19 protein-coding genes are annotated in these 26,464 nt (G+C 67.2%); all 19 read left to right on the top strand.

Annotated elements, in window-relative coordinates; genetic code table 11:
* Positions 1-4: 4 nt before the first annotated feature.
* The 19 genes from tssB (at position 5) to BG90_RS29830 (ending at position 26,214) form a co-directional block, all read left to right on the top strand.
* Positions 5-553, top strand: a complete 549-nt coding sequence (gene tssB, locus BG90_RS29920) for a type VI secretion system contractile sheath small subunit (protein WP_010108178.1) — start codon at positions 5-7, stop codon at positions 551-553.
* Between the two features lie 2 nt (positions 554-555).
* The gene (gene tssC / locus BG90_RS29915) at positions 556-2,058 is read left to right on the top strand and encodes a type VI secretion system contractile sheath large subunit (RefSeq protein WP_010108179.1); all 1,503 of its coding nucleotides are present in this window, start codon (positions 556-558) and stop codon (positions 2,056-2,058) included.
* 143 nt (positions 2,059-2,201) lie between these two features.
* Positions 2,202-2,729: an Hcp family type VI secretion system effector gene (locus BG90_RS29910; RefSeq protein ID WP_010108180.1), complete on the top strand. Its 528-nt coding sequence runs from the start codon at positions 2,202-2,204 to the stop codon at positions 2,727-2,729.
* 78 nt (positions 2,730-2,807) lie between these two features.
* Entirely contained in the window at positions 2,808-3,239 is a 432-nt protein-coding gene (locus BG90_RS29905; protein WP_010108181.1) for a GPW/gp25 family protein, read from the top strand.
* Positions 3,240-3,252: 13 nt separating this feature from the next.
* Positions 3,253-5,115 carry a type VI secretion system baseplate subunit TssF gene (tssF, locus tag BG90_RS29900; protein ID WP_010118079.1) on the top strand — a complete coding sequence of 621 codons (1,863 nt, stop codon included), beginning with the start codon at positions 3,253-3,255 and terminating at the stop codon, positions 5,113-5,115.
* The gene (tssG, locus tag BG90_RS29895) at positions 5,112-6,101 is read left to right on the top strand and encodes a type VI secretion system baseplate subunit TssG (RefSeq protein WP_010108185.1); all 990 of its coding nucleotides are present in this window, start codon (positions 5,112-5,114) and stop codon (positions 6,099-6,101) included. The genes tssF and tssG overlap by 4 nt, the downstream gene beginning before the upstream one ends.
* A gap of 2 nt (positions 6,102-6,103) precedes the next feature.
* Positions 6,104-8,950 (top strand): type VI secretion system ATPase TssH, encoded by a 2,847-nt coding sequence (tssH, locus tag BG90_RS29890; protein WP_010118082.1) that lies wholly within the window; start codon positions 6,104-6,106, stop codon positions 8,948-8,950.
* Complete coding sequence (locus BG90_RS29885; protein WP_010118083.1) at positions 8,941-11,232, top strand: type VI secretion system Vgr family protein; 2,292 nt, start codon at positions 8,941-8,943, stop codon at positions 11,230-11,232. Before tssH ends, BG90_RS29885 begins: the two co-directional genes overlap by 10 nt.
* Positions 11,233-11,400: 168 nt before the next feature.
* Positions 11,401-13,689 carry a type VI secretion system Vgr family protein gene (locus BG90_RS29880; RefSeq protein ID WP_010118084.1) on the top strand — a complete coding sequence of 763 codons (2,289 nt, stop codon included), beginning with the start codon at positions 11,401-11,403 and terminating at the stop codon, positions 13,687-13,689.
* Positions 13,690-13,692: 3 nt separating this feature from the next.
* Positions 13,693-15,912 (top strand): DUF2169 family type VI secretion system accessory protein, encoded by a 2,220-nt coding sequence (locus BG90_RS29875; RefSeq protein ID WP_010118085.1) that lies wholly within the window; start codon positions 13,693-13,695, stop codon positions 15,910-15,912.
* Positions 15,909-16,979, top strand: coding sequence for a pentapeptide repeat-containing protein (locus tag BG90_RS29870; RefSeq protein WP_010108206.1), 1,071 nt, complete (start codon positions 15,909-15,911; stop codon positions 16,977-16,979). Before BG90_RS29875 ends, BG90_RS29870 begins: the two co-directional genes overlap by 4 nt.
* Positions 16,980-16,981: 2 nt before the next feature.
* A complete protein-coding gene (locus BG90_RS29865; protein ID WP_025990152.1) occupies positions 16,982-17,662 on the top strand; it encodes a DUF3540 domain-containing protein in 681 nt (226 codons plus the stop codon).
* A 36-nt stretch (positions 17,663-17,698) separates the two neighbouring features.
* Positions 17,699-18,085, top strand: a complete 387-nt coding sequence (locus BG90_RS29860) for a DUF4150 domain-containing protein (protein ID WP_025990153.1) — start codon at positions 17,699-17,701, stop codon at positions 18,083-18,085.
* 5 nt (positions 18,086-18,090) lie between these two features.
* Positions 18,091-18,684: a type VI secretion lipoprotein TssJ gene (locus BG90_RS29855; RefSeq protein ID WP_010118087.1), complete on the top strand. Its 594-nt coding sequence runs from the start codon at positions 18,091-18,093 to the stop codon at positions 18,682-18,684.
* Complete coding sequence (gene tssK / locus BG90_RS29850; RefSeq protein ID WP_010108213.1) at positions 18,681-20,042, top strand: type VI secretion system baseplate subunit TssK; 1,362 nt, start codon at positions 18,681-18,683, stop codon at positions 20,040-20,042. Before BG90_RS29855 ends, tssK begins: the two co-directional genes overlap by 4 nt.
* An 82-nt stretch (positions 20,043-20,124) precedes the next feature.
* Entirely contained in the window at positions 20,125-21,861 is a 1,737-nt protein-coding gene (gene icmH / locus BG90_RS29845) for a type IVB secretion system protein IcmH/DotU (protein WP_045568510.1), read from the top strand.
* Positions 21,858-25,361, top strand: coding sequence for a type VI secretion system membrane subunit TssM (gene tssM, locus BG90_RS29840; RefSeq protein WP_010118091.1), 3,504 nt, complete (start codon positions 21,858-21,860; stop codon positions 25,359-25,361). Before icmH ends, tssM begins: the two co-directional genes overlap by 4 nt.
* Before the next feature lie 58 nt (positions 25,362-25,419).
* Positions 25,420-25,779, top strand: coding sequence for a DUF6277 family protein (locus tag BG90_RS29835; RefSeq protein ID WP_010108221.1), 360 nt, complete (start codon positions 25,420-25,422; stop codon positions 25,777-25,779).
* Between the two features lie 153 nt (positions 25,780-25,932).
* Positions 25,933-26,214, top strand: coding sequence for a hypothetical protein (locus tag BG90_RS29830; RefSeq protein WP_025990154.1), 282 nt, complete (start codon positions 25,933-25,935; stop codon positions 26,212-26,214).
* Positions 26,215-26,464 lie beyond the last annotated feature (250 nt).

Genomic DNA, 26,464 nt, shown 5'->3' with positions numbered 1-26,464 from the left:
CATCATGGTTCGACAAAAGGATGGACAGAAATTCATCGGGGAGAGTCGTGCGCCCCGCGTGCAGATTGAATATGACGTCGAGGTTTACGGGTCGCAGAAGAAGGTCGAGCTGCCGTTCGTCGCGGGCGTGATGGCGGACCTGTCGGGCGACAACACCGAGCCGCTCGGCCCTGTCGAGGATCGCCGCTTCCAGGAGGTCGACGTCGAGAATTTCGACGAGCGCATGGCGCAGATCGCGCCGTCGCTCAGCTATCACGTGAAGAACGTGCTCACCAACGACGGCACGCTGATCCCGATCGACCTGACGTTCTCGTCGATGGAATCGTTCGAGCCCGCAGCCGTCGTCAAGCGCATTCCCGAGCTGTCGACGCTGCTCGAAGCGCGCAATCGCCTGAAGGAGCTGCTGACCTACATGGACGGCAAGGCCGCGGCGGAAGACGTGATCCAGGAATTGCTGAAGAGCCCGCAATGGGCGAGCGACGCCGAGGCGACGGAACAATCCGGCAGCACCGGTGAAGGCGGCGACCAACAACCGGAAGAGGGTGCGAAATGAGTATGCAGCAGCTTGAATCGTCTGCCGAGAAGGTAGTCGTCGATCAGAACGTCAACGAGGATCTGAAGGATATCCTGCGCCGCTCGTTCCGGCCGCGGACCAACGAGGCCGCGGAGGCGGTGCAGAACGCCGTCGAGACGCTGCTCACGTATGCGCGGCGCAGCCGGGTCGTGGTTCGCGAGGACGTCGCGCAGACGATCGAGCAGCTGGTCGCCGAACTGGACAAGAAGATCTCCGAGCAGCTGACGCTCGTGCTGCACAACAAGCGTTTCCAGAGTCTCGAAGGCGCGTGGCGCGGATTGCACTATCTCGTGTCGAACACCGACACGAGCGAGAACCTGAAGATCCGCTACCTGAACATCTCGAAAGCGGATCTCGGCAAGACGCTGCGGCGCTTCAAGGGCGTCGTGTGGGACCAGAGTCCGATTTTCAAGATGATCTACGAGCAGGAGTACGGCCAGTTCGGCGGCGAGCCGTTCGGCTGCCTGATCGGCGACTACTACTTCGATCACAGCATGCAGGACGTGTCGATCCTGACGGAGATGTCGAAGATCTCGGCGGCCGCGCACGCGCCGTTCATCGCGGCCGCCGCGCCTGGCCTGCTGCAGATGGACGACTGGAGCGAGCTGTCGAATCCGCGCGACGTGTCGAAGATCTTCACCGCGACCGAATACGCATTCTGGCGCCGTCTGCGCGAAAGCAACGACTCACGCTATCTCGCGCTCACGCTGCCGCGCTTCCTCGCGCGCGTGCCGTACGGTCCCAAGACGCAGCCCGTCGAGGAGTTCGGCTTCGAGGAGAAGGTCGATCCGAACCGCGCCGAGGATTTCTGCTGGGCGAACTCCGCGTACGCGATGGGCGCGAACATCACGCGCGCGTTCAAGACCTACGGCTGGTGCACGAAGATTCGCGGCGTCGAGTCGGGCGGCGCGGTCGAGGTGTTGCCGAAGTTCGTGCTGCCGTCGCAGGATCGCGAAGTCGATCTGCACTGCCCGACGGAAATCGCGATCTCGGACCGCCGCGAGCATGAGTTGTCCGAGTCCGGCCTGATGCCGCTCGTGTACCGGAAGAATTCGGACACCGCGGCGTTCATCGGCGCGAAGACCGTTCATCGCCCCGCGATCTACGAGGACGACGACGCGACCGCGAATTCGAACCTGTCGTCGCGGCTGCCGTACATCTTCGCGACGTGCCGCTTCGCGCACTATCTGAAGTGCATCGTCCGCGACAAGATCGGTTCGTTCAAGTCGGCCGAGGACACGCAGCGATGGCTCAACGACTGGCTGATGAACTACGTGGACGGCGATCCGAGCATCTCGAGCGAGGTCACGAAGTCGCAGCGTCCGCTGTCGGCGGCGGAAGTGGTCGTCGACGAGATTCCGGAGAACCCCGGCTACTATCGCGCGCAGTTTTTCCTGCGCCCCCATTTCCAACTGGAGGGTTTGACCGTTTCTCTCCGATTGGTTTCGAAGCTTCCGTCGACCAAGCAAGAGGTGACGACCTGAGCCGCGACTACCGGGCCGGTTGCGGTTTCGCTTAAAGAAGGAGGTGTTCGAGGCGTTGCGGGGCGGAGTCGAACCGTTCCGCAGCGGATTCAACAGCGGTCTTTTCGATATGGTCTTGTTATAACTAATTAGGAGTTCATAGCATGGCAAATGCGTTGGTTGATTACTTCTTGCAGATCGATGGCGTCGAGGGCGAGTCGACCGATCAGCAATACCCCGGTCTGATCCAGATTCAGAGCTGGCAGTGGGCGGAAGAAAATTCGGGTCGCTGGGGCTTCGGCAGCGGCGGCGGCGCGGGCAAGGTCGAGATGAAGGACTTCGAGTTCCGCATGGTGTCGAACAAGGCTTCGCCGAAGCTGTTCCTGATGTGTGCGACGGGCGAGCACATCGGAACCGCGAAGCTGATCTGCCGCAAGTCGGGCAAGGGCCAGCAGGAGTTCCTGACGATCTCGTTCGCGAGCGGCCTCGTGTCGTCGTTCCGTACGCTCGGCAACATGCCGTTCTCGCAGCTCGGTCACGCTAGCGGCGAAGTCGACGGCGTGCTGCCGACGGACCAGATCCGAATCAACTTCGCCCAGATCGAGTTCGAGTACCGCGAACAGCGCAACGACGGCACGATGGGCGCGGTGATCAAGGCTGGGTACGACCTCAAGCAGAACGCCCCGATCTAACCCGTCGGAAGGTTCTAGTTTCCAGGCTAACCTTGGGCAGTGTTGTGGCTTCGCGCCACAACACTCGGGAACACGCACGTGAGCGATCTTCAACTCTACAACAAGCTGTCCAGGCGGATTCGTCGTCATTCGCTTCAAGAGGTCGTCGCGGATCATTTGGTCGACCTGATGAATCATGCGATTCGCGGCGCGCGCATGCGCATCGCGGACGACAGTCCGGCGGCGCATTCGGTGTTGAACTTCGGCTGTCCGCCGATGCAGGCGGCCGGCGCGACGAAGATCAATCCCGCTCACGCAGCCGCGCACATCTGCGAAGTGATTCGTCGCTTCGAGCCGCGCGTCGATCCCGTCAGCACGACGGTCAAGCCTCGGACCGAGAGTCGTCGACGCTTGCCGCAGACGATCTATTTCGACGTGTCGATGAAGGTGCGCGAAGACGGAACCGAGTTCAGCGCGAGTCTCGCGCTCGACTATCTGAGCGGGTATTTCAGCCTGGCGGACGATCGGTGAACGGCGAACGGCGATGAATTTTCTCGACCACTACAACGACGAATTGCGGCAGCTGCGCGATGCGGGCGCACGCTTCTCGAAAGAGCACCCGCAGGTGGCTTCGGCGCTCGGGCTGCATCCTGATGCGGTCACGGATCCGTTCGTCGAGCGGCTGCTCGAGGGCGTCGCGTATCTGTCGGCGCGTGTGCAGAAGCGTCTCGACCGCGAATGCGCGGAGTTCGCGCAGCAGGCGCTCGGGCGCCTCTGCCCGCTTTACACGGCATCGACGCCCGCGATCTCGACGTTCGCGTTCCATCCGGATCTCGGCTCGCCCGATGCGTTCCGCGGCAACACGCTGCCGCGCGGCTCGCTCGTGGCGGCTCATCTGCCCGGTCGCAAGCTGCCGGTGATGTTCTCGACCGCGCGCGACGTCACGCTGCTGCCGCTGCGTCTCGCGTCGGTCGAATGCAGCCGCAGCATCACCGGGCTGCCGTCGCTGCTCGCGCAACGGCTCGCATCGTCGCACGCGGTGCTGCGCTTCAAGTTCGAAGTCGAAGGCGGCGCGTCGATCGCCGAGCTGTCGCGCGAGGACGAAGGGTTCACGCCGCTGCATCTGAGCCTCGCGGGCGATCTGCCGCGTGCTTATGCGCTGCATCGCGCGCTGCTCGCGGATACGACCGCATGGTTCGCGCTCGTGTCGACGACTCGCGGCGACGAAGTGCTGACGCTGCCGATGTCGGGCATTCGTCTTTCCGGCGTCGACGATTCGGAGGCGCTGCTGCCGGAGGACTTCGGCGGACTGCCCGGGCTGCGGCTGCTTCGCGAGTACTTCGCGCAGCCGACGCGCCTGCTCGGCGTCTACGTCGACGCGTTGGCCGCGATCGCCGAGAAAGCGCCGTCCGCGCGCGCGTTCGAGCTGTTCTTCGCGTTGCGCGCCGCGCCGGGCGATCTGGTCGGCGACGTCGACGCGAGTCAGTTCCGCCTGTTCGCGACGCCGGCAATCAATCTGTATTCCAAACGTTTCGATCCGGTGCCGTACGACGCGAATCAGCCCGAGCAGTGGATTCCGGTCGACCGGATGCGGCCCGCCGCGCATCACTTGTGGGCGCTGAACGAGGTGTTCGTGTGCGAGACCAATGGTCGCGCGCATCGTGCGCGGTCGGTGCTCGAGACGGCGGGCTACGAAGGGCAGGATGGCTCGATCCGCTACGGCATGCGGCGCGAGGATGCGCTGCTCGTCGACGGCGTGCGGCGCGATCGTTTCGATCCGCTCGCGAGCCACGACTTGATCGCCGTTTCGATGGTCGACGACACGCTCGATCCGGACGACGTCGCGACGATCACGGGCCGCGCGCTCGTCGCCGATCGCGACTGGCGACCGAACGCGCTGCTCGACGCCCAGCTGCAATTACTCGATCCGACCGCGGTGAAGCGCATCGAATGCCTGTGGCCGGCGAGCGCGCCGCGCGGCAAGCCGAGCGTCGAAGCGTGCTGGGAGGCCGTGTCGCACATCGGCCGCAATCCGCTCGCGCTGCGCGCGTCGCAGCAGCAGGACGTGACCGCGCGCATCGTCGAGCAGCTGCTGCTCGCGATCGACAAGGACGATGCGCTCGACCGGCAGCGGCTCGAGAGCCTGCGCTCGGTCGTGCTGCGCTCGCGCTTCGTCGCGGCGGGTCGCGCGACGCCGACCGCGCTCGTTCGTGCGACGCAAGTCGAGATCGACATCGCCGAGTCGCTGCACGCGGATCGCGGCGGCTGGCTGTTCGGGCGGCTGCTCGCGCAGGCGCTCGCCGAGTCGGCGACGCTCAACGACGGCATCGAGATCGTCGTGCGACTCGACGGCGATGCGGCGAGCTCGCACACGAATGCGGCATCGCGCGACGGGAGGCTCACGTGACGACGCTCGATCGCGTGACGAAAGCGCTGACGCCGCGCCGCACCTTCTTCGAGCTGATGCGGCGGGTCGAAGCGCTGCAGCGCAAGCACGACAAGCGGTCGGCGCGCAGGCGGCGGCTGCCGAAGTGGCTGCGCATCGAGCAGCCGGCGGAGATGCATTTCGCGAGCACGGAGGTCGAGCGCGTGCACGTGACGCTGCCGCGCTTCATCGAGGACGACGATCATCCGCAGGTCACGGTGATCCAGCGTCATTTCGGACTATTCGCGCCGTACGGGCCATTGCCGCTGCACGTGACCGAGCACGCGATGCAGGAGAAGCGCTTCGAGCGCAACGCCGCGTTCGAGCGCTTCGTCAACGTCACATGCGGCGACCTCGCTTGGCTGCATTACTCGGCGTGGTCGTCGATGCATCCGGTGCTCGGCTACGAGCGTGCGCGCAATCCGTTCGTCGAGCGCGTGACGGCGCTCGCCGACGCGCGCCGCGCGCCGCAGACCGACGCCGATCCGTTCGAGCATCACATGCAGGCATGCCGGCGCGCGTTTCCCGGCATCTACTGCGCGCCGCGCCGCTCGCTTGCCGATCTGCAACGGATGCTGCGCGCGTACTTCGGCGTCGCACTGCAGGTCGTGCCGCGGCACGGTCGCTGGATTCCGGTGCCGGCCGCGGCGAGCAACGCGCGGCGGCTCGGCGGCTGGCGGCTCGGCGCGCGGATCTGGGACGTGCAGCACTCGATCGAGATCGTGATCGGTCCGATCGAAGCCGACGAGTTCTATCGGTGGCAACGCCGCGCGGCAGCCGTCCTGGCGGTGTCCGCGGTCGTGACGGATTTCGTCGACGGACGAATTTACCCCGTCATCAAGGTTCAGGTGTGGACGCGCCCTGAACTCGCAGGAAGGGTTGGGTGCATGCGTGTCGGCGTCGACGCGTGGTCACGGCCGAATCGGGCGCTGCGCACCTTGACTGTCTATGAATCTTTTCGGGACTAGACGTGAATCGCGAACGCATATTCAACTGTCTCGGCCGCACGACTTATGCGGCCCTCGTCGACGCCACGGCGCTAGGCCGATCCCGTCGGCACGCCTTCATCGACCTCGATCACTGGGCGCTGTGCCTGCTGCAGCGTGAGCAGAGCGATCTCGCACGATTGTTCGAGCAGTTCGGGAGCGACGCCGGCGAAGCGAAGCGCCGGATGGAGAAGGCGCTCGACGGCTTCGACGTGAGCGGCGACTCGCTGCGCGACATCTCGAGCTCGCTCGAGCGCAGCGTCGGGCCGGCCGTCATCTGGAGCCAGATCGCGGCGCGCGCGGGCAAGGTGCGCTCCGGCCACCTGCTGCTCGCGTGGCTCGACGAGGACCTGACACGCCGCTGGCTGCAGCAGCGCGTGCCGGCCGGCATCACGTCGATCGCGCTCGACGAAGTGGTGAAGCGCTACGAAGCGCTCGCATCGGGCTGGCCGGAAGCCGACGAGGCGCCGGCTGCCATCGGCGGCGGCGCGCTCGGCGTGGACGCGGGCGAAGCCGGCGCCGATGGCGGCAGCGACGCGCTCGCGAAATGGGCGACGTGCCTGACCGAGCAGGCCGCGCGCGGCGAGCTCGATCCCGTGGTCGGCCGCGACGACGAATTGCGGACGGTGGTCGACATCCTGTCGCGCCGCCGCCAGAACAATCCGATCCTCGTCGGCGAGGCGGGTGTCGGCAAGACGGCCGTCGTCGAGGCGCTCGCGCAGAAGATTCAAGCGGGCGCGGTGCCGCCCGGGCTCGTCGGCGCGCAGGTGTGGGCGCTCGATCTCGCGCGGATGCAGGCGGGCGCCGGCGTGCGCGGCGAGTTCGAGCAGCGGCTCAAGTCGCTGATCGACGCGGTGATCGCCGCGCCGAGCCCGATCATCCTGTTCTGCGACGAGACGCACACGCTGATCGGCGCGGGCGGCGCGGCCGGCACGGGCGACGCGGCGAACCTGATCAAGCCGATGCTCGCGCGCGGCCAGCTGCGGATGGTCGCCGCGACGACGTGGTCCGAATACAAGCAGTACATCGAGCCGGACGCCGCGCTCGTGCGGCGCTTCCAGGCGGTGGCCGTCGACGAGCCGAGCGACGACGCGGCGGTCGACATGCTGCGCACGATCGCGCCGCGCTTCGCCGCGCATCACGGCGTGCGCATCGTCGATTCGGCGCTGCGCGGCGCGGTCGAGCTGTCGCGCCGCTATCTGCCCGCGCGGCAACTGCCGGACAAGGCGATCAGCCTGCTCGACACCGCATGCGCGCGTGTCGCGATGAGTCAGAACTGCGCGCCTGCCGAGCTCGAGCGGCTGCAGCACCAGGCGTTCGCGATCGGCCAGACGCTCGATTGGCGCGCGAGCGATCGACGGATGGGCGTGCGCACGCCCGGCGACGAGGCCGAGCTCGAAGGCCGTCAGGCGAATCTCGTCCAGCAGGCGGCGACGCTCGAGACGGTCGTCGACGCGCAGCGCGACGAAGTACGCACGTGGCTTGCGCGCCTGAACGATGACGTTTCCGTACCGGCCGACAGCGACGGCGACTCGTTCGCCGCACGCATCGGCGCGAATCGCTGGGTGCGTCCGTGGGTCGACGAGCACGTCGTGTCGGAAGTGCTCGCCGAGTGGACGGGCGTGCCCGTCGCGCAGCTTGCGCAGGACGACGCGCAGCGCGTCGTCGAGCTCGAGGGCGCGCTGAACGCGGGCATTCACGGCCAGACGGGCGCGATGCGCTCGATCGCGCAGGCGCTGCAGGTGTCGCATTCGGGGCTCAACGATCCGCGCCGGCCGCTCGGCGTGATGCTGCTCGCCGGCCCGACCGGCACCGGCAAGAGCCAGGCGGCGGCCAAGCTTGCCGAGCTCTTGTTCGGCGGCGAGCGCAATCTCATCCAGTTCAACATGAACGAGTTCCAGGAAGCGCACACGGTGTCGACGCTCAAGGGCGCGCCGCCGGGTTACGTCGGCTACGGCAAGGGCGGGCGGTTGACCGAGGCGGTGCGCAAGAAGCCGTACAGCGTGCTGCTGCTCGACGAATTCGATCGCGCGCATCCGGACATTCATGAGGTGTTCTATCAAGTCTTCGATCAGGGCTGGATGGAGGACGGCGAAGGTCGCCGGATCAGCTTCCGCAATTGCCTCATTCTGCTGACGAGCAATCTCGGCGATGTCGAGATCGAAGCGGCGTGCAAGGCCGATGAGCAGATTTCGCAGGCGAAGCTCGACAAGCTCGTTGGTGAGCGGCTGCAAGGGCGCTTCTCGCCCGCGTTGCTCGCGCGAATCCAGCTCGTCGCATTCCGGCCGCTCGACGTCGAAGCGCTGACCGGCATCGCGACGCAGGCGCTCGACGAGCTGGGCGAGCGTCTCGCGGAGAACGATCTGCAGTGGCGCGCGGACGAAGGCGTCGCGGCGTGGGTCGCGCAAGCGGTGTCGCAGCATCCGGCGAATGGCCGCGCGGTGCGCGACCTGCTGCGCCAGCACGTGATGCCGGCCGTCGCGCGCGGCGTGCTCGCTGCGCGCGCGGAGGGGCGCACGCTGAAGACGGTGCGGCTGTCCGCGCACGAGAAGCTGTCGCTCGTGTTCGACGAGGAAGCGTGGGACCTCAACGGCACCGACGCGGCGACGCTCGGCGAGCAGGCGGATGCGGCGGCGCGCGAGGCTGCGGCCGCCGCGGCGCAGGCGCGCGATGCACATGAAGCGCATGACGCACTCGAGTCGCATGACGCGAACGAAGCGAATGGTGGCGTGCGTGCCGATGCGGAGGACGAACATCCGACTGACGCGCGTCATCCTGACGAAACGACCTCGGCGAACGCCGGCACGACGGGAGAACCGTCATGCGTCTGATCGAACTGCGCAGTCCCTTGCTGGAGCCGGATACGGTCGCGCTGAGCTTCGTGGTCCACGAGAATCTGTCGCAGGAGCCGTCGTATCAACTGGAACTGCTGAGCCACGACCCGGACCTGGATTTCGACGAGCTGCTCGGCTCGACGCTGTCGGCCGACATCGATCTGGGCGGCGGCGACGTGCGGACGTTCAACACGCACGTGTTCGGCGGCTACGACACGGGCCAGATGAGCGGGCAGTACACGTACACGCTGGAGCTGAAGAGCTGGCTGTCGTTCCTGGCGGAGAACCGCAACAGCCGGATCTTCCAGAACATGAGCGTGCCGCAGATCGTCGAGCAGGTGTTCCAGGGCCATCAGCGCAACGGCTACCGGTTCGAGCTCGAAGGCAGTTACGAGCCGCGCGAGTACTGCGTGCAGTTCCAGGAAACGGATCTGAACTTCGTGAAGCGGCTGCTCGAAGACGAAGGGATCTACTTCTGGGTCGAACACGAGAATGACCGGCACGTGGTCGTGATCTCGGATACGCAGCGGTTCGAGGATCTGCCGCTGCCGAACGACGAGCTCGAATACTTGCCGGACGGCGAGGAGTCGCGCGCGATCCAGGGGCGCGAAGGCGTGCAGCGCTTGCAGCGCACGCGGCGAATCAAGTCGAACAACGTCGCGTTGCGCGACTTCGATTATCACGCGCCGTCGAATCGGCTGGACAGCGACGCGCAACAGGTATCGCCGCCGAATCTCGAAGGGATTCCGCTCGAATACTACGACTACGCAACCGGCTACCGCGATCCCGAGCAAGGCGAGCGTCTCGCACGTTTGCGGCTCGAGGCGTTCCAGGCGGAATCGCACACGCTCGTCGGCGAGGCGAACGCGCGTGCGCTTGCGGCGGGTCGCGCGTTCACGCTCGTCGGCCATCCGGCCGCGCAGCGCAATCGCCGGTACTACGTGACGAACAGCGAGCTGACGTTCATTCAGGACGGACCGGATAGTACGTCGCAGGGCCGCAACGTCGCGGTCAAGTTTCGCGCGCTCGCCGACGATCAGCCGTTCCGTCCGCTCCTGACGACGCCGCGCCCCGAAGTGCCGGGCATCCAGAGCGCGACGGTGGTGGGGCCGGAGATGGCGGAGGTCCACACCGACAAGCTCGGCCGGATCCGCGTGCACTTCCATTGGGATCGCTACAAGACGACGGAAGCGGATGCGTCGTGCTGGATTCGCGTGTCGCAGGCGTGGGCGGGCAAGGGTTGGGGCGTGATCGCGATGCCGCGGGTCGGGCAGGAAGTGCTGATCACATACGTCGACGGCGATCTCGATCGTCCGCTCGTGACGGGGATCGTCTACAACGGCGAAAACCCGACGCCGTACGACCTGCCGAAGGACATCCGCTACACCGGCCTCGTGTCGCGCTCGATCAAGCGCGCGGGCGGTTTCCAGAACGCGAGCCAGATCACGTTCGACGACCAGCGCGGCGCGGAGCGCGTGATGATCCACGCGGAGCGCGACATGCAGCAGACGGTCGAGCGCAACAGCTCGACGTCGATCGCGCAGGATTTGAACCTGTCGGTGAAAGGGACGGCGACGTCGGTCGTCGGGATCTCGGTCAGCTTCACGGGCATCTCGGTGTCGTACACGGGCCTGTCGGTCAGCTTCACCGGCGTGTCCGCGAGCTTTACCGGCTTGAGCACGTCGTTCACCGGCGTGAGCACGAGCTTCACCGGCGTGTCGACATCGTTTACCGGCGTGAGCACGAGCTTCATTGGCGTGTCGACGTCGTTCACCGGCGTCGATACAGGCTTCAAGGGCGTGTCGACAGCGATGATCGGTGTCTCGACCAGCATCGTGGGTTCCAGCAACTCGGTGACGGGCGTGTCGAACAGCATGACGGGCATCTCGTCGTCTTGGACCGACGTCAGCATGTCGACGACCGGTCAGTCGCAGAGCATCACCGGTGTGTCGCTGTCGTACACGGGCACGTCGAACAGCATGACGGGCACGAGCACGTCGGTGACCGGGACGTCGACGAGCATCACGGGCACGTCGATGTCGAACACGGGCAGCTCGACGAGCATCACGGGCACGTCGATGTCGACGACGGGCAGCTCGACGAGCATCACCGGCTCGAGCGTGTCGACGACCGGCAGTTCGGTGAGCACGACGGGTTCGAGCGTATCGACGACGGGCAGCAGCGTGTCGGTCACGGGGTTCAGCTTCTCGTACACCGGGGCGAGCTACTCGGACGTGGGCATCGACCTGAAGAAGGTCGGCATGCAAGTGAAGAGCTGACGCTATGCGCGATATCACACCATCATCGCTTTTCGCGACTGAGGCAGCGGCACGGATCCACGCTCGGATCAGTAGCGTCGAGGCACCCGAACGTGCGACGCCGGTCGATGTCCGCTTCCGCATCGAGGCACGTACGTCGACGGATGCGAATGCAGACGGAGGGGCCATATGCGTCTGATCGAACTACGCAGTCCACTGCTGGAGCTGGATGCGGTCGCGCTGAGCTTCGTGGTTCACGAGAACCTGTCGCAGGAGCCGTCGTACCAGCTCGACTTGCTGAGCCACGATCCGAATCTGGATTTCGACGAACTGCTCGGCTCGTCGCTGTCGGCCGACATCGATCTCGGCGGCGGCGACGTGCGGACGTTCAATGCGCACATATTCGGCGGGCATGACACGGGCCAGATGAGCGGGCAGTACACGTACACGCTGGAATTGAGGAGCTGGCTGTCGTTCCTGGCGGAGAACCGCAACAGCCGGATCTTCCAGGACTTGAGCGTGCCGCAGATTGTCGAGCAGGTGTTCCAGGGGCATCAGCGCAACGGCTACCGGTTCGAGCTCGAAGGGAGCTACGAGCCGCGCGAGTACTGCGTGCAGTTCCAGGAAACGGATCTGAGCTTCGTGAAGCGGCTGCTCGAGGACGAAGGGATCTACTTCTGGGTCGAGCACGAGAATGACCGGCACGTGGTCGTGATCTCGGATACGCAGCGGTTCGAGGATCTGCCGCTGCCGAACGATGAGCTCGAATACTTGCCGGACGGCGAAGAGTCGCGCGCGATCCAGGGGCGCGAAGGCGTGCAGCGCTTGCAGCGTACGCGACGGATCAAATCGAGCAACGTCGCGCTGCGCGACTTCGACTATCACGCGCCGTCGAAACGATTGGACAGCGATGCGCAGGTCGAGCAGCCGAGCCTCGAAGGGATTCCGCTCGAGTACTACGACTACGCAACCGGCTACCGCGATCCGGAGCAGGGCGAGCGTCTCGCGCGCTTGCGGCTCGAAGCGATCCAGGCCGATGCGCACGCGCTCGTCGGCGAGGCGAACGCGCGTGCGCTTGCGGTGGGCCGCGCGTTCACGCTGGTCGGCCATCCGGCGCCGAGCCGCAATCGCCGGTACTACGTGACGAACAGCGAGCTGACGTTCATTCAGGACGGACCGGATAGCACGTCGCAGGGCCGCAACGTCGCGGTCAAGTTTCGCGCGCTCACGGACGACCAGCCTTATCACCCGCTGCTCCTGACCAAAAAGCCGCGGGTGCCGGGCATCCAGAGCGCGACGGTGGTGGGGCCGGAGATGTCGGAGGTTCACACCGACAAGCTTGGCCGGATCCGCGTGCACTTCCACTGGGATCGCTACAAGACGACCGAGGCGGATGCGTCGTGCTGGATTCGCGTGACGCAGGCATGGGCGGGCAAGGGTTGGGGCGTGATCGCGATGCCGCGGGTCGGCCAGGAAGTGATCGTGATTTATGTCGACGGCGATCTCGATCGTCCGCTCGCGACGGGGATCGTCTACAACGGCGAAAACCCGACGCCGTACGACCTGCCGAAGGACATCCGCTACACCGGCCTCGTCACGCGCTCGATCAAGCGCGCGGGAGGCTTTCCGAATGCGAGCCAGCTGACGTTCGACGACCAGCACGGCGCGGAGCGCGTGATGATCCATGCGGAGCGCGACATGCAGCAGACGGTCGAGCGCAACAGCTCGACGTCGATCGCGCAGGATCTGAACCTGTCGGTGGATGGAACGTCGACGTCGGTCGTCGGCATCAAGGTCAGCTTCACAGGGATCTCGGTGTCATATACCGGGTTGTCGGTGAGCTTCACCGGCGTGTCCGCGAGCTTCACCGGCCTGAGCACGTCGTTCACCGGCGTGAGCACGAGCTTCACCGGCGTGTCGACATCGTTTAGCGGTGTGACCACGAGTTTCACCGGCGTGTCGACGTCGTTTGTCGGTGTCGATACGGGCTTTACCGGTATCAGCACGGGATTCGTCGGCGTAGAAACGAGCATCACCGGTTCCAAGAATTCCGTGACAGGCGTGTCGAACAGCATGACGGGCATCTCGTCGTCGTGGACCGACGTCAGCATGTCGACGACCGGTCAGTCGGAGAGCATCACCGGCGTGTCGCTGTCGTACACGGGCACGTCGAACAGCATGACGGGCACGAGCACGTCGGTGACTGGGACGTCGACGAGCATCACGGGCACGTCGATGTCGAACACCGGCAGCTCGACGAGCATCACGGGCACGTCGATGTCGACGACGGGCAGCTCGGTGGGCATGACGGGCTCGAGCATGTCGGCCACCGGCAGTTCGGTGGGCACGACGGGTTCGAGCGTATCGACGACGGGCAGCAAGATGTCGGTCACCGGCTTCAGCTTCTCGTATACGGGGGCGAGCTACGAAGACGTGGGCATCGACCTGAAGAAGCTCGGGATGCAGACGAAGAACTGACCTATGCGACATATCAAACCACAAGCGGCCCTCGTGGCCACGACCAATACGCAGATCGGCGCGCAGCCGATGCTCGCGATCAGCATCGGGATGGGCTTCCGGCTCGATCAGCCGTCGATCCTCGTGCACGAAGCGGCCGTCTGGGAGGCGCTGAAGGCGGCCGCGCCGTCGCTGCCGCTGTACGAGTCGGCGCTGCCGAAGCAGCGCGCCGAATGGCTGCTCGCCGGCCACGCCGCGCATCCCGTCGCGCCCGGCGCACGCTCGCGCAACGTCGATTGGACCGCGTGGGTCGAGCTCGACGGCGCGCGCAAGATCGTCTCGTGCGCGACGTCGCTCGGCGACGGGCACGCGGAAGGCGGCTTTGCGCGCATCGCGGTCGATCACCGGCACGCGGCGGCGGGCGGCGCGCGGGAAAACCCGCTCGGCGTGACGTCGGGTGCGCCGCCGCTGCAGCAGCTGCGCGCGTTCGGCGTCGGTCCCGCGCCGCTCGCGGCGATGGGCGCGATCGGCAGCGACTGGCCCGAGCGCACGCAATGGATGCCGGCGCGGCCGGGCACCGTCGACGCGATGGCGCAGGACGGCACGCACATGGGCTGGCCCGCCGACGTCGATCTGCGCTTCTTTCAGCAGGCGGCGCCCGACCAGTGGGCGCGCGGCGAATGCTGGACGCCCGGCGCGCGGTTCGAGCTGAGCGGCTTCGGGCCGCAGGGCGAGGGATTCGCGGGCGAGCTGCCGCGTCTCGCGCCCGTCGCGCTCGTGACGCGAAACGGGCGTCCGGGCATCGAGCGCCTGTCGTTCAAGCAGCAAACGGTGTGGTTTCTGCCGGATCGCGGCATCGGCGTGCTGTGGTGGAACGGCGCGGTCGCGCTCGATTTCCTGCTCGACGACAGCCCGACGATGCTCGTCGCCGCGTTCAAGGACGAGGCCGAGCGGATCGACGTCGACGCGCTGATGAAGTTCGCCGATCAGCGTACGGATCTGAATTGCACCGATCCGCTGCAGCAGGCGGATCACGAACTGATGCCCGCCATCGCGAAGGGCTGGACCTGGGAGATGATCCTCGACACGGAAGACCACCCGCGCTTCGCTCCGGCGCCGCGCGGCTATGAAGAAGTCCGTGCGCGGGTCGAGCAGAACCGCCGTCAGCTGATCGAGGCGCGCGACGCGAGCGAGCGGCTCTCCGCGTTCGAGGAAGCGAATCGCAACGCGAAGCTGCCGGGCGCGCCGCGCGGCGGCGAGAACTGGCGGACCCGGCTGCGTCAGGCGAAGACGCCCGAGCTGTCGAACGTCACGATTCGCGACGCCGATCTGTCGTCGCTGCGCTTTGACGGCTGGAAGTTCGACGACGTGCGCTTCGAGCGCTGCACGCTCGATCGCAGCGAATGGACGAACTGCCGGCTCAACCAGGTCCATGCGGTCGACTGCTCGTTCGCCGACGTGAAGATGAGCGACGGCTGGTGGAAGGGCGGCAAGATCCAGCGCTGCAATCTCGAGCGCAGCGCGTGGCTGAACATCGAGATCGAGCGGATCTCGATCGACGAGTGCCGGCTCGACGACCTGAAGGTCGCGGGCGGCTCGTGGGCGATGCTGTCGGTTCAGGGGCGCGGCGGCGTGCGCGGCGACATTCAGGATGCCGAATGGCGCTCGGTGTCGTGGTCCGAGGTGAGCGCGCCCGGCTGGACCTGGACGCGCGTGCGCGCCGACGATCTCGCGATCGTCGAATGCGGGATGGCGGGCCTCGCCGTGTCGCAGTGCTCGCTGTCGAAGCCGAGCATCCTGCTGACCGACCTGTCGGCGAGCGTCTGGCAGCGCAGCATGCTGACGTTCGCGGTGTTGTCGCACGGCACGTCGATCAACGGCGCGCGGCTCACCGATTGCGTGTTCAAGTCGTCGAGCCTGCAGGAGCTGCGCGCGGACCGCGTGCAGGTCGACCACTGCTCGTTCATGCAATTGAACGCGCAGCACCTGCATGCGCAGCAGTCGCACTGGAGCCGCACGGTGCTCGACGGCGCGAACGTGATGCATGCGCAGTTGACGGGCACGTCGTTCGATCGCTGCTCGCTGAAGGAAGCGATGCTGTACGGCGCCGACATGCGGCAGACGCGGATGCGCGACTGCAATCTCGTCCGGGTCCGCACGTCATGGATCCATCCGCCGGAAGCGGGCGCGTGGCGCGGCAATCTGAACGCGGGCCAGCTCGACGTGCCGAGGAGGGTGGGATGAGCACGATCCGCTCGACGGTGCCGCCGCCGCCGCTGCCCGAAGTCGTCGAGGGGCAGCACTACGCGTCGCCGCAGCGCGACGTCGCGCTCGCGGACACGCTCTTCGTCGATTGCCACTTCGATCGCGTCGAATGGTCCGGCTGCCGGCTGTCGAATCTGCGCTTCGTGAACTGCACGTTCGACGCGAACCGCTTCGATCGCTGCGAGCTGCTGAAGCTCACGCACGAATCGAGCCGGATCCGCGCGGGCGCGTGGACGCAGAGCGCGCTGCGCGGCGTGTCGTTCAACGAATGCGAGATCGAAGGCGGCGCGTGGACGGGCAGCCTGCTGAAGGACGTCGTGTGCGCGCAGTCGAAGGGCGCGGGCTGGACGTTCGACGGCGTGCGCGGCGCGCATGTGTCGCTCGTCGCGGGCGATTACGCGGGCGTCACGCTGCGCGGCGGCCATTGGAGCGACACGTCGTGGATCGGCAGCGATCTCGCCGATCTGCGGCTCGAAGCCGTCGGGCTCGAAAACCTGATCGCCGGGCAAAGCGGGTTCCAGCGCGTCATGCTCGTCGAATGCCGCGGCATCAACGTGCGCTGGATCGACTCGCGAATCGAGCGGATGACCGTGCACGGCTGCGAGCTGAAGCAGGCCGCGTGGTCGCACAGCACGTGGGCGACGGGCGAGATCCATGCGAGCCGGCTGCCGCTCGCGAGCTTCGATCATGCGACGGTCAACGGCCTCACCGTGACGAACAGCGATTTGTCGCAGGCGATCTTCGATAGCGCGAGCGTCGCGGACAGCGCGTTGCAAGGCGTGCGCGCGCCGCGGATCGCGCTGCGCGACGCGTGGCTCGCGCGCGTGAATCTGTCGGGCGCGCACCTGCAGCAGCTCGACGCGCGCGGCGTGCATCTCGAGCGCGTCGACCTGCGCGGCGCCGACTGCCGCGGCGGCAACCTGGTCGGCCAGCCGCGCCAGGCATGGAGCGCGGCGGATACGCGGGATGCGGTTTTCGAGGAAGCCACCGGCGCCGACGACCAGCTCTGGTGGCAGCGAGTCCAACCCGGAGCAAGAGGAGTTTGACGATGAGCATGCGGGAAATGTCTGCCGTGCACGGCACGCGTGCATACGAGTGCGACGACGACGCGGCATCGCGTCATGCGCTGACGCGAATCATGAAGGGCGGCGCGCGGGCGCGCGACGCGGGGCCGAATGCGCGTGACGCGCATGCGGAAGCGCCGTCGCGCGAGCCGGCGTCGTCCGCGCCCGCTGCTGAGGCGACGATGCTCGCGCGCGTCGGCGAAGCGCGCACGGCGACGGGCGAATGGCTCGTCACCGTGCAGCCCGGCGTCGTGCTGCGCGCGAAGAAGGCGGTGAGCTGCGTCGTCGCGCCGCAGCCGGGCGATCTCGTGCAGATCTGCCGCGACGGCGAGCGCTGCTGGGTGCTCGCGGTGCTCGAACGCGGCGATGCGAGCGACGAGGTGACGCTCGATTTCGGCGACGCGCACGTCGCGCTGCGCGCGCGCGACGTGCGCGTCGAGGCGCGCGATCGCCTGTCGCTCGAGGCCGCGCAGCTCGCGAGCCGCGCGCAGGTGGTCACGCAGGCGGCGGCCGAGCGCCAGACGCACGTGAGCGGTACCGACGCGACGCACGCGGGCAGCACGGTCGTCCACACCGAGCGGCACATGGCGATGCATGCGAAGAGCGCGGTCGTCACGGCGTCGTCGCTGCTGAAGATCGACGCAGGCCAGATCCATATGGGCTGAGCGTCGCTCGCGCCCGGTTTCTTGAAGGAGATTGTCATGTTTGCAAATTGCTCTGCCGGAGGGATGGCGCTGTCGGGCGCCGACGTCTGCAAGACGCCACCCCTTGCGATTCCCGTGTCGTATCCGAACATCGCGAACAAGCCCGAGGCCGTGCCGAACGTGCCGAACATCATTTACGCGGGCGGTCCGGTGCACAACCTGAACACGATCATTCCGGTCACGCACAGCGACGAGCCGGGCTCGATGGGCGGCGTCGCGTCGGGCACCGTCTCGGGGCCGTCGCGACACGTGAAGGGCTCGGGCAAGGTGATGATCCAGGGCGCGCCGCAGACGCGCCTCACGGACACGAACCTGCCGAACAACCAGAACACGGCCGGGAATTCCGTCGCGCCGTCGCAGACGATCACGATGACCCTCAGCTGAACGCCGTGCGTCGCATGATGGGCCCCTTCAAATCGTTCGCGGCGGCGGTCGCGCTGTGCGCGCTCGCGGGCTGCTCGATGTTTTCGTCGTCGAAGCCCGAGGAGCCGAGGCAGCTGCACGTGACGCTCGTCGGCGGCAGCCGGCTGAACGTCGCGCCGACGGGCGAGCCGCGTCCGGTGCAGACGTGCGTCTACGTCGTGGGCGCGGCCGACTGGCTGCCGACGCAGGGCAGCGACGACTCGTCGTGCGCGTCGCGCGGTCAGGACAGCACGGTCGTCGCCGACTCGCGCCACGTGATCGCGCCGAACCAGGTGCTGCAGTTCTCGCTGAACCTGCCGCGCTCGGGCGACCTCTGGCTCGTGACCGACGCCGACTACGCTCGTCGGCCGGCGAACTACGCGCCGCTGCGCATCCGCATCGAGGGCCGCGGATTGATTCACATGGCCGTCTGGCTCGACCGCAACGGCATCTACAACGCGTTGTTGCCGGGGCCGGTGCCCATCGGCGGCGCGGACGCCGCATCGGCGGTCCGCATCGACGAGCCGCCGCCCGCGCGCAAGACGAAAACCACCTATGGGACAAGGAGAAGCAGGCAATGAGTAGTCTGCCGGTAGGACCGGTCGCGTGGAGCGACGGCATGCTGATCGAGACGCAGCACTTCCAGCAGCTCGAGCGGCATCTCGCGCACCAGGCCGCGCTGCGGCTCGGTCAGACGTCGAATCACGGCTGGGGATTCACGCTGCTCGATCTCGATCAGGACGGCCTGGGGCTCGGCCGGCTCGGGCTGCGCCACGCGCGCGGCGTGTTCCAGGACGGCACCGCGTTCTCGCTGCCGTCCGACGATCCGCTGCCGCCGCCGCTCGAGACCGAGCTCGCGCAGGCGGGCGACATCGCGTGCCTCGCGCTGCAGTCGGCGCGCACGGGCGGCCCCGAGATGGCGTTCGGCGACGTCGCGTCGGCGTCGCGCTATCGCGCGGTATCGACCGAAGTGCCCGATCTCGCGGTCGGCCTCGACGCGCCCGGCACGCCGCGGCGTCTGACGATCGAGACCGGGCAGCTCGTCACGCGCCTCTGCTGGAAGTCGCAGCTGCGCTCGGACGAAGTCGCGCTGCCGATCGCGCGCGTCGCGGGGCGCAACGCGAGCCGCACCGTGTCGCTCGATCCGCGCTTCATCCCGCCGCTGCTCGACACGCGCGCGCACCTCGTGCTGCGCTCGCTGATCGACGAGCTGCAGAGCACGCTGCGCGTGCGGCTCGCGAGCACGTCCGCGCAGCGCGTGCTGTCGACGGGCGGCGGCGTCGCCGACCTGATCGAGCTGCTGCTGCGCCAGGCGATCGCCGAGTACCGGATGCGCCTCGCGAACCTCGACGCGTTCGATCCGCTGCCGCCCGCGATGCTGTACCACGAGCTCGTCGGCCTGCTCGGGCGCCTGAGCGTGCTGCCGGGCGTCGACGAGGAGCTCGCCGACCGCGAGCTCGGCTACAACCACGACGACCTGCAGACGAGCTTCGAGCCGCTCGCGATGATGCTGCGCCAGGCGCTCGCGCGCGTGATCGAGACGCCAGTGCTGCCGCTGCGCTTCGAGGATCGCGGCGATCAGGTGCACATCTGCATCGTCGACAAGCAGTGGAACCTGAAGAAGTTGATTTTCGCGTTTTCGGCCGCGATGCCGGCGGAGAAGCTGCGGCAGTTGCTGCCGCAGCAGACGAAGCTGGGCGCCGTCGAGCAGATCCAGAAGCTCGTGGACCTGCAACTGCCGGGCGCGCGTCTGATCGCGCTGCCCAATCCCCCGCGCCAGATTCCCTACTACGCCCAAAGCACGTACTTCGAAGTGGAGTCGACCGACCCGTTCTGGAAGCAGACCCTCGCCGGCTCGGCGATGGCGCTGCGCATCGTCGGCGATTTCCCCGATCTTCGCTTTGAAGCTTGGGGCCTGAGAGACGGCAAGGTGGCGTGAACCACGACATGAGACGCAATCTGCTATGAGCCTGCTACGAAACCTCTCCACCACGCTGCGCCGCGTATCGATGGCATCCAACATGCTCGATCGCGCCGCGGCGAACCCGGATCTCGCGACGCGCATACCGACGCTGTCGTCGCTGTCCAGCGCGGCGATGTCGAGCACCGCCGTGTCGACTACCGGCACGACGAACGTCGCTGCGTCGGGCGGCGCGGCGGCGAGCTCGGGCGCGCCGAGTTTCGCGTCGTCTGCGGCCGCCGCGCCCGGCGCGAGCCCCGTGCCCGACGCGTACCCGCACGCCGACGGCTCGCCGCGCAATCCGGCTGTGCTGCAGTTTCCGGTGCCGGGCGGCGGGCAGGCGCCGGCCGACGCACGGGCGGCGGCGCCCGTCGTCTACAGCCAGCAAGGCGAGCAGGCGGCGATCATGAAGGCGGGGCTGCAGCAGGCGAGCTGGACCAATCCATTCGTGTCGCACGCGCTGCCCGCGGTGCTGCAGCTTCAGCGGCATCTCGCGGCGGGTCCGCTCAACCAGGCCGCGATCCGCACGCAGCTCGGGCTCGAAGTGCGGCTCTATCGCGAGCGGCTCGCGGGCTCCGGCTGCGAATGGGAGCAGATCCGCGACGCGTCGTACCTGCTTTGCACGTATCTCGACGAGACCGTCAACGATTCGGCGCGCGAGCATTCGCAGGTCGTGTATGACGGCGAGCGCAGCCTGCTCGTCGAATTCCACGATGACGCATGGGGCGGCGAAGACGCGTTCTCCGACCTGTCGCGCTGGATGAAGGCCGACGAGCCGCCGGTCCCGCTTCTGTCGTTCTACGAACTGATCCTGTCGCTCGGCTGGCAGGGCCGCTATCGCGTGCTCGACCGCGGCGACGTGCTGCTGCAGGACCTGCGCTCGCAACTGCATGCGCTGATCTGGCATCACGTGCCGCCCGAGCCGCTCGGCACCGAGCTCGTCGCGCCCGCGACGCGGCGTCGCTCGTGGTGGACGGCCGGCCGCTCGGCGGCCGTCGCGCTCGGCGTGCTCGTGCTCGCCTACGGCGCGATCAGCCTCTGGCTCGATTCGCAGGGGCGGCCGATCCGCAACGCGCTCGCCGCGTGGATGCCGCCGACGCGCACGATCAACATCGCCGAGACGCTGCCGCCGCCGCTGCCGCAGATCCTCACCGAAGGGTGGCTCACCGCGTACAAGCACCCGCAAGGGTGGCTGCTCGTGTTCAAGAGCGACGGCGCGTTCGACGTCGGCAAGGCGAAGGTCCGGCCGGACTTCATGCACAACATCGAGCGGCTCGGCCTCGCGTTCGCGCCCTGGCCGGGCGACCTCGAGGTGATCGGCCACACCGATTCGCGGCCGATCCGCACGAGCGAGTTCCCGGACAACCAGGCGCTGTCGGAGGCGCGGGCGCGCACGGTGGCCGACGAGCTGCGCGCGACCGCGCTGCCGGGCGGCGCGCGTGCGCCGGAGAACGCGGTGCAGCGCAACATCGAGTATTCGGGGCGCGGCGACGCGCAACCGATCGACACCGCGAAGACGGCCGCCGCGTACGAGCGCAACCGCCGCGTCGACGTGCTGTGGAAGGTGATTCCAGACGGTGCGTCGCAACCGGGCCGCAGCCTGAATCTGCAGCAGCCGGAGAAGCCCGGCCAGGTGCCGATGCGTCCGGCGATGCCGGAAGGCGTCGAGATCGCGCCTGAAGGGCAATTGCCGTATGCGACCACGGAGATCACGACCGCGACGCCGGCCACGATGCCAACCACGAAGCAAGCACCGACGCCAGCAACGGGACCGACCACGGAGGGACGTCAGCCATGATCCGCACGAGCTTGAGAGTATTCGCGGCGATTCTGATCGCGATCCTGATCTGGTGGGTGGGGCCGCTCTTCGCGTTCGGCATCTATCACCCGCTCGGCCCCGTGTGGGTGCGCGAGATCCTCGTCGCGCTCGTGCTGATCTGGGGCTTCTGGCCGACGCTCGCGCGGCTCTGGGCGCGGCTCGCGATGAGTCCGCGGCAGGTCAAGGTCGCGCCGAAGACGAAGCAGCTCGATTTCGTCGACAAGCATCTGCGCGGCCTCGACCAGCAGTTGAAGGAGCGCTGGCAGAAGGAGCCGCGCGGCCGCTGGAAGCGCTGGGTCGGCGCGCTCACGCGCCAGCATCGCGCGATGCTGCCGTGGTATCTGGTGCTCGGTTCGGAAGGCAGCGGCAAGTCGAGCCTCGTCGCGAAGGCGGTCAGCGTGTCCGGCTCGCTGCAGGACCGCGTGCTCGGCTCCGACGCGACGTACGGACGCGGCGACGACTTCAACTTCCGCATCACGCGCGACGCGGTGTGGTTCGACGTCGGCGGTCGCTGGAGCCTGCGCGCGGGCGTCGACGAGGCCGAGCTCGATGCATGGCGCAAGCTGCTGCGCGGGATGCGGCGGCTGCGCAAGGGCGCGCCGATCAGCGGCGTCGTGCTGTGCCTCGACGGCGTCGACATGGTCGATGCGCCGCTCGACGCGCGCAAGCGTCTCGCCGATTCGGTGCGTGCGCGGCTCGACGAAATGCGCGAGGCGTTCGGCCAGCAGGTGCAGGTGTACGTCGCGCTGAACGGGCTCGATCGGCTCGACGGCGCGGTGTCGACGCTGTCGCTGCTCGACGCGTCGAAGTGGGCGAAGGGTGTCGGCTTCAGCTTGCCCGACGACGGCGCCGAAGCCGATGCGGCGCGCGCGGATGCGACCTGGCATCACGCGCTGCAAGGGCTGCAGCAGCGGGTTCAGCAGCAGGTGCTGTATTCGGCGCCTGCCGCGACCGAAGTCACGATGAACCATGCGCAGCTGCGCTTCGTCGAGACGCTGAGCCGCATGCAGAAGGCGCTCGTCGCGTGGCTGCACGTCGCACTCGCGCCGGGCGAGACGCATACGGCCGCGCGGTTGCGCGGCGTGTGGCTCGGCTCGATGGCCGAGCTCGCGGATGCGCATCCGGCGGGCGCCGCCGGCCCCGGATCATCGGGGCTGCCCGTGCCGTCGCGGGCGTTGAACGACCTGTGGACGCCGCTCATCCGGCAAGTGTCGCTCGAGCGCGATGCGGTGCGGCCGAGCGGCCCGAAGTCGTGGCGGGGCCGCCTGGGCGAGGCGCTGCGCTGGGGCGCGGTGCCGATCGTCGTGTTGGGCCTGTTGCTGTGGTTCGGCTGGGGCTATGTCACCGAGCGCGATTATCTGGACGGCGTGTGGGCGCAGTTCACAGAGGCGAAGCGGCTTGCGCAGGCCGAGGTGTCGTACGGCAACGACGGCGGCTCGCCGCTCATCGAGATCGCGAACCAGATGCGCTACGCGCAGCTGCAGGCCGAGGACGCCGCGCAAGGGATGGCGACGCCGTACTTCGAGCATGGGCTCGTCGCCGAGACGGCGCGCGACACTTATTACCGCCATCTGCAGAAGATGCTGATGCCGGAGCTGTACAACGAAGTGCGGCGCACGCTCGTGTCGCAGGTCGACGGCGGCGCAGGCGACATCTACCAGACGCTGAAGATCTATCTGATGCTTTGCCGTCCTGATCGCCGTTCGGCGGACGACGTCGTGCGCTGGCTCGACGGCCGCTGGGACGCGCTGTCGGGCGGCCAGTATTCGGACGACGACCGGCGCGCGCTGCTCGCGCACGTGCGCACGCTGATCTCGCTGAAGAACGTGCCGGCGACGCCGGAGGACGCGAACCTCGTGCGCTCGGCGCGCGCGAAGGCCGCGCAGATTCCGCTCGTCACGCGCGTGCTGCAGCACATCCACGCGCAAGGGCTGCCGCAGCAGGTCAACGACATCTCGCTGTCGCGCGCGGCGGGCTTCGAGGCGGCGATGAGCCTGCGCATGCGCAGCAACGTGCCGTCGACCGACACCGTGGTATCCGGCTGGTTCACGCGCGCGGGCTACACGGACGTGTTCGTGCCGCGGCTGCAGAAGAGCGCGCGCGCGATGCTCGAGGAAGAAAGCTGGGTGCTGCGCGACGAGACGCTCACGGGCAACAGCTTCCAGATCGACGGACTCGTGCAGAAGCTTGCCGATTCCGCGCGCAATCAGTTCCTGCAGGACTACATCGGCGCGTGGCAGAACTTCCTGAACGACGTGACGGTGCGCGGCGTGACGGGCCTCGACGACGCGTCGCAGCTCGCCGCGGCGATGATGGAGGCGCAGTCGCCGCTCGCGAACCTGCTGCGTTTCGCCGCGCGCGAGACGACGCTCACGGGCACGAGCGACGAGGGCAACATCGACAGCTGGATCGATCGCCAGAAGTACCGCTTCGAGAAGGGGCGGCGGCAGATCGTCGGCGAGCTGAGCGGCCAGCACTACCGGACCGTGCTGTTGCCCGAGCACGTCGTCGAAGAGCACTTCCAGGCGATCCGCCAGCTCGCCGCGCAGTTGAACCGTAACAACTCGATTGCGAACAATCCGCTGTCGCGTCTCTTCGAGCCGCTGTACCGGCAGCTCGGGCTCGTCAACGGCGCGCTGCAGGCGGGCCAGGTGCTGCCTGCGCAATACGACGCGTTCTCGCGGCTGAAGGAGACGGCCGCGCGTCAGCCGGAGCCCGTGCGCGGGATCATGCTCGACCTCGTGAGCAGCGGCAGCACGATGACGACGCGCGAATCGGGCGCGCTGCTCAATCGCGGTGCGGCGGGCGCGACGAAGATGGTCTGCGATCAGGGCTTCACGAGCCGCTATCCGTTCCGCCGCAATGCACAGTCGGATGCGGGCGTCGAGGACTTCGAACGATTGTTCAGTTCGCAAGGGCTGATGGCGACGTACTTCCGAGATCACCTCGCTGCATACGTCGACACGTCGGCGAAGCCGTGGCAGGCGCTGCGCGCGAACGGCGGTCCGACCGGGATGGTGAGCCAACCCGTGCTCAACTCGTACGAGACGGCCGATCGCATCCGCGGCGCGATGCTCGACGATTCGGGACACCTGCGTATTTCGACCGTGCTGCGTTTCATCGACATGGATTCGCAGTTGTCCGAAGCGCAGCTCGCGGTCGGCGGGCAAACGCTGCGCTTCGCGCACGGCGTGACGTCGCCGCACCGGATCGACTGGACCAATCAGAACACGCAATTGGCGATCAAGCTGCAGCTGAAGTCCGTCGACGGCCGGATGACGACGCTGCAGTTCGACGGGCCGTGGGCGCTGTTCCGCTTCTTCGACGCGGGGCAAGCGGTCGGCGGCACGGGGACGGCGGACCGTCGCGAGCGTCTCTATCAGACGAGCCTCGGGACGGTTCGGGTCGAGTGGCAGGCATTGACGCTGCCGTCGCCGATATGGTCGGGCATCCTGCAGTCGTTCAGGTGTCCGTCGTGATGCGTCGAGCATCGGTATTCATGCGCCGAAGGGCGCGCACACTAGAAAGGAGCAGGACATGATTGATCCGAAGGAAATCTTCTCCGCATGCAGCAACGCGCACCAGTACGGGCAGGACGCGAGCGGCTCGATGGCGCAGCCGTTCATCAACTCGATTCCGGATCTGTCGACGGCGTCGTCGAGCAACGCGAGCAGTCTGATCGGCAACGTGCAGCAGGTCGGCTCGAAGATGCTCGAGCACATGTCGACGATCAAGTCCGCGGTCGACAAGCAGGTGATGATTCATCAGGACAACCAGCAGCGTCAGAAGACCTACGACTTCAACGTCGACATGCGCGATCTGCGTCCGACCAACGCCGTCGGCTTCCCGGAGGAAATGCCGTCGATCTTCTTCGCGCCGTTCAGGACGGGCAAGTGATGCGGTTTGGCTGCGTGGGCAGTTGCGTCGGCGTCGGCGCGCTTCGCGCGCGGGCGTCGTCGCGCGTCGCGCGACGCCTGGCGATGCACAGGCGAGTATCGGGCGCGCGCCGGCGCGCTCGTTTCAATCTATTGTGAGGATGGAGATATTTCGATGTCGAAACGAATCTTGGCAGGGGTCGTGGTGGGGCTCATCTCGGTGAACAGCCATGCGCAGCTGGGCCAGCTGTTTCAGTCGGTGAAGGAGCAGGTGACGCAGGCGGCGACGTCGCAGGTCAACCAGGGCGTGCGCTCGGCGACCGACGAGGCGGTGCAGGCGACGTCCTCGCGCACGCGCAAGGCGATCGAGACGGTGCGCTCGCCGTCGTCGTCGCCTTCATCGACGTCTTCGACGACGGAGACGAGCGACGCGACGCTGAGCGAAGCGCGCAAGTAACGGTCGGCCGCGCATCGCGCCGGCAAGCGGCTATTGCACGGGCGGTGGCGGCGAGCCGGACGGCTTTCGCGACGCGCGTCGCATCCGCGTCGCGAAAGCCGCTTGAATGATCACAAAACTATCGTATAAACGTCGGTTTATGGGCGGAGTAATCGAGGCTCTTCTCGAAATCAACCAGGAGTGTCTTATTGACGAAAAGGGAGCGTATTTATGTTCCAGACTTCGATAATCAGTGTCGTCGGCGTATTGG

The organism is Burkholderia oklahomensis C6786 (assembly GCF_000959365.1).
GTDB lineage: Bacteria > Pseudomonadota > Gammaproteobacteria > Burkholderiales > Burkholderiaceae > Burkholderia > Burkholderia oklahomensis.
The sequence above is the reverse complement of the archived record's forward strand: the minus strand, read 5'-3'. Positions and strand labels throughout refer to the sequence as shown.

Excerpts from the sequence above, each read along its gene's own strand:
- tssB (WP_010108178.1), top strand. The coding sequence starts at position 5 with ATGGTTCGACAAAAGGATGGACAGAAATTCATCGGGGAGAGTCGTGCG.
- tssC (WP_010108179.1), top strand. The coding sequence starts at position 556 with ATGCAGCAGCTTGAATCGTCTGCCGAGAAGGTAGTCGTCGATCAGAAC.
- BG90_RS29910 (WP_010108180.1), top strand. The coding sequence starts at position 2,202 with ATGGCAAATGCGTTGGTTGATTACTTCTTGCAGATCGATGGCGTCGAG.
- tssF (WP_010118079.1), top strand. The coding sequence starts at position 3,253 with ATGAATTTTCTCGACCACTACAACGACGAATTGCGGCAGCTGCGCGAT.
- BG90_RS29885 (WP_010118083.1), top strand. The coding sequence starts at position 8,941 with ATGCGTCTGATCGAACTGCGCAGTCCCTTGCTGGAGCCGGATACGGTC.
- BG90_RS29880 (WP_010118084.1), top strand. The coding sequence starts at position 11,401 with ATGCGTCTGATCGAACTACGCAGTCCACTGCTGGAGCTGGATGCGGTC.
- BG90_RS29875 (WP_010118085.1), top strand. The coding sequence starts at position 13,693 with ATGCGACATATCAAACCACAAGCGGCCCTCGTGGCCACGACCAATACG.
- BG90_RS29870 (WP_010108206.1), top strand. The coding sequence starts at position 15,909 with ATGAGCACGATCCGCTCGACGGTGCCGCCGCCGCCGCTGCCCGAAGTC.
- BG90_RS29865 (WP_025990152.1), top strand. The coding sequence starts at position 16,982 with ATGAGCATGCGGGAAATGTCTGCCGTGCACGGCACGCGTGCATACGAG.
- BG90_RS29860 (WP_025990153.1), top strand. The coding sequence starts at position 17,699 with ATGTTTGCAAATTGCTCTGCCGGAGGGATGGCGCTGTCGGGCGCCGAC.
- tssK (WP_010108213.1), top strand. The coding sequence starts at position 18,681 with ATGAGTAGTCTGCCGGTAGGACCGGTCGCGTGGAGCGACGGCATGCTG.
- icmH (WP_045568510.1), top strand. The coding sequence starts at position 20,125 with ATGCTCGATCGCGCCGCGGCGAACCCGGATCTCGCGACGCGCATACCG.
- tssM (WP_010118091.1), top strand. The coding sequence starts at position 21,858 with ATGATCCGCACGAGCTTGAGAGTATTCGCGGCGATTCTGATCGCGATC.
- BG90_RS29835 (WP_010108221.1), top strand. The coding sequence starts at position 25,420 with ATGATTGATCCGAAGGAAATCTTCTCCGCATGCAGCAACGCGCACCAG.
- BG90_RS29830 (WP_025990154.1), top strand. The coding sequence starts at position 25,933 with ATGTCGAAACGAATCTTGGCAGGGGTCGTGGTGGGGCTCATCTCGGTG.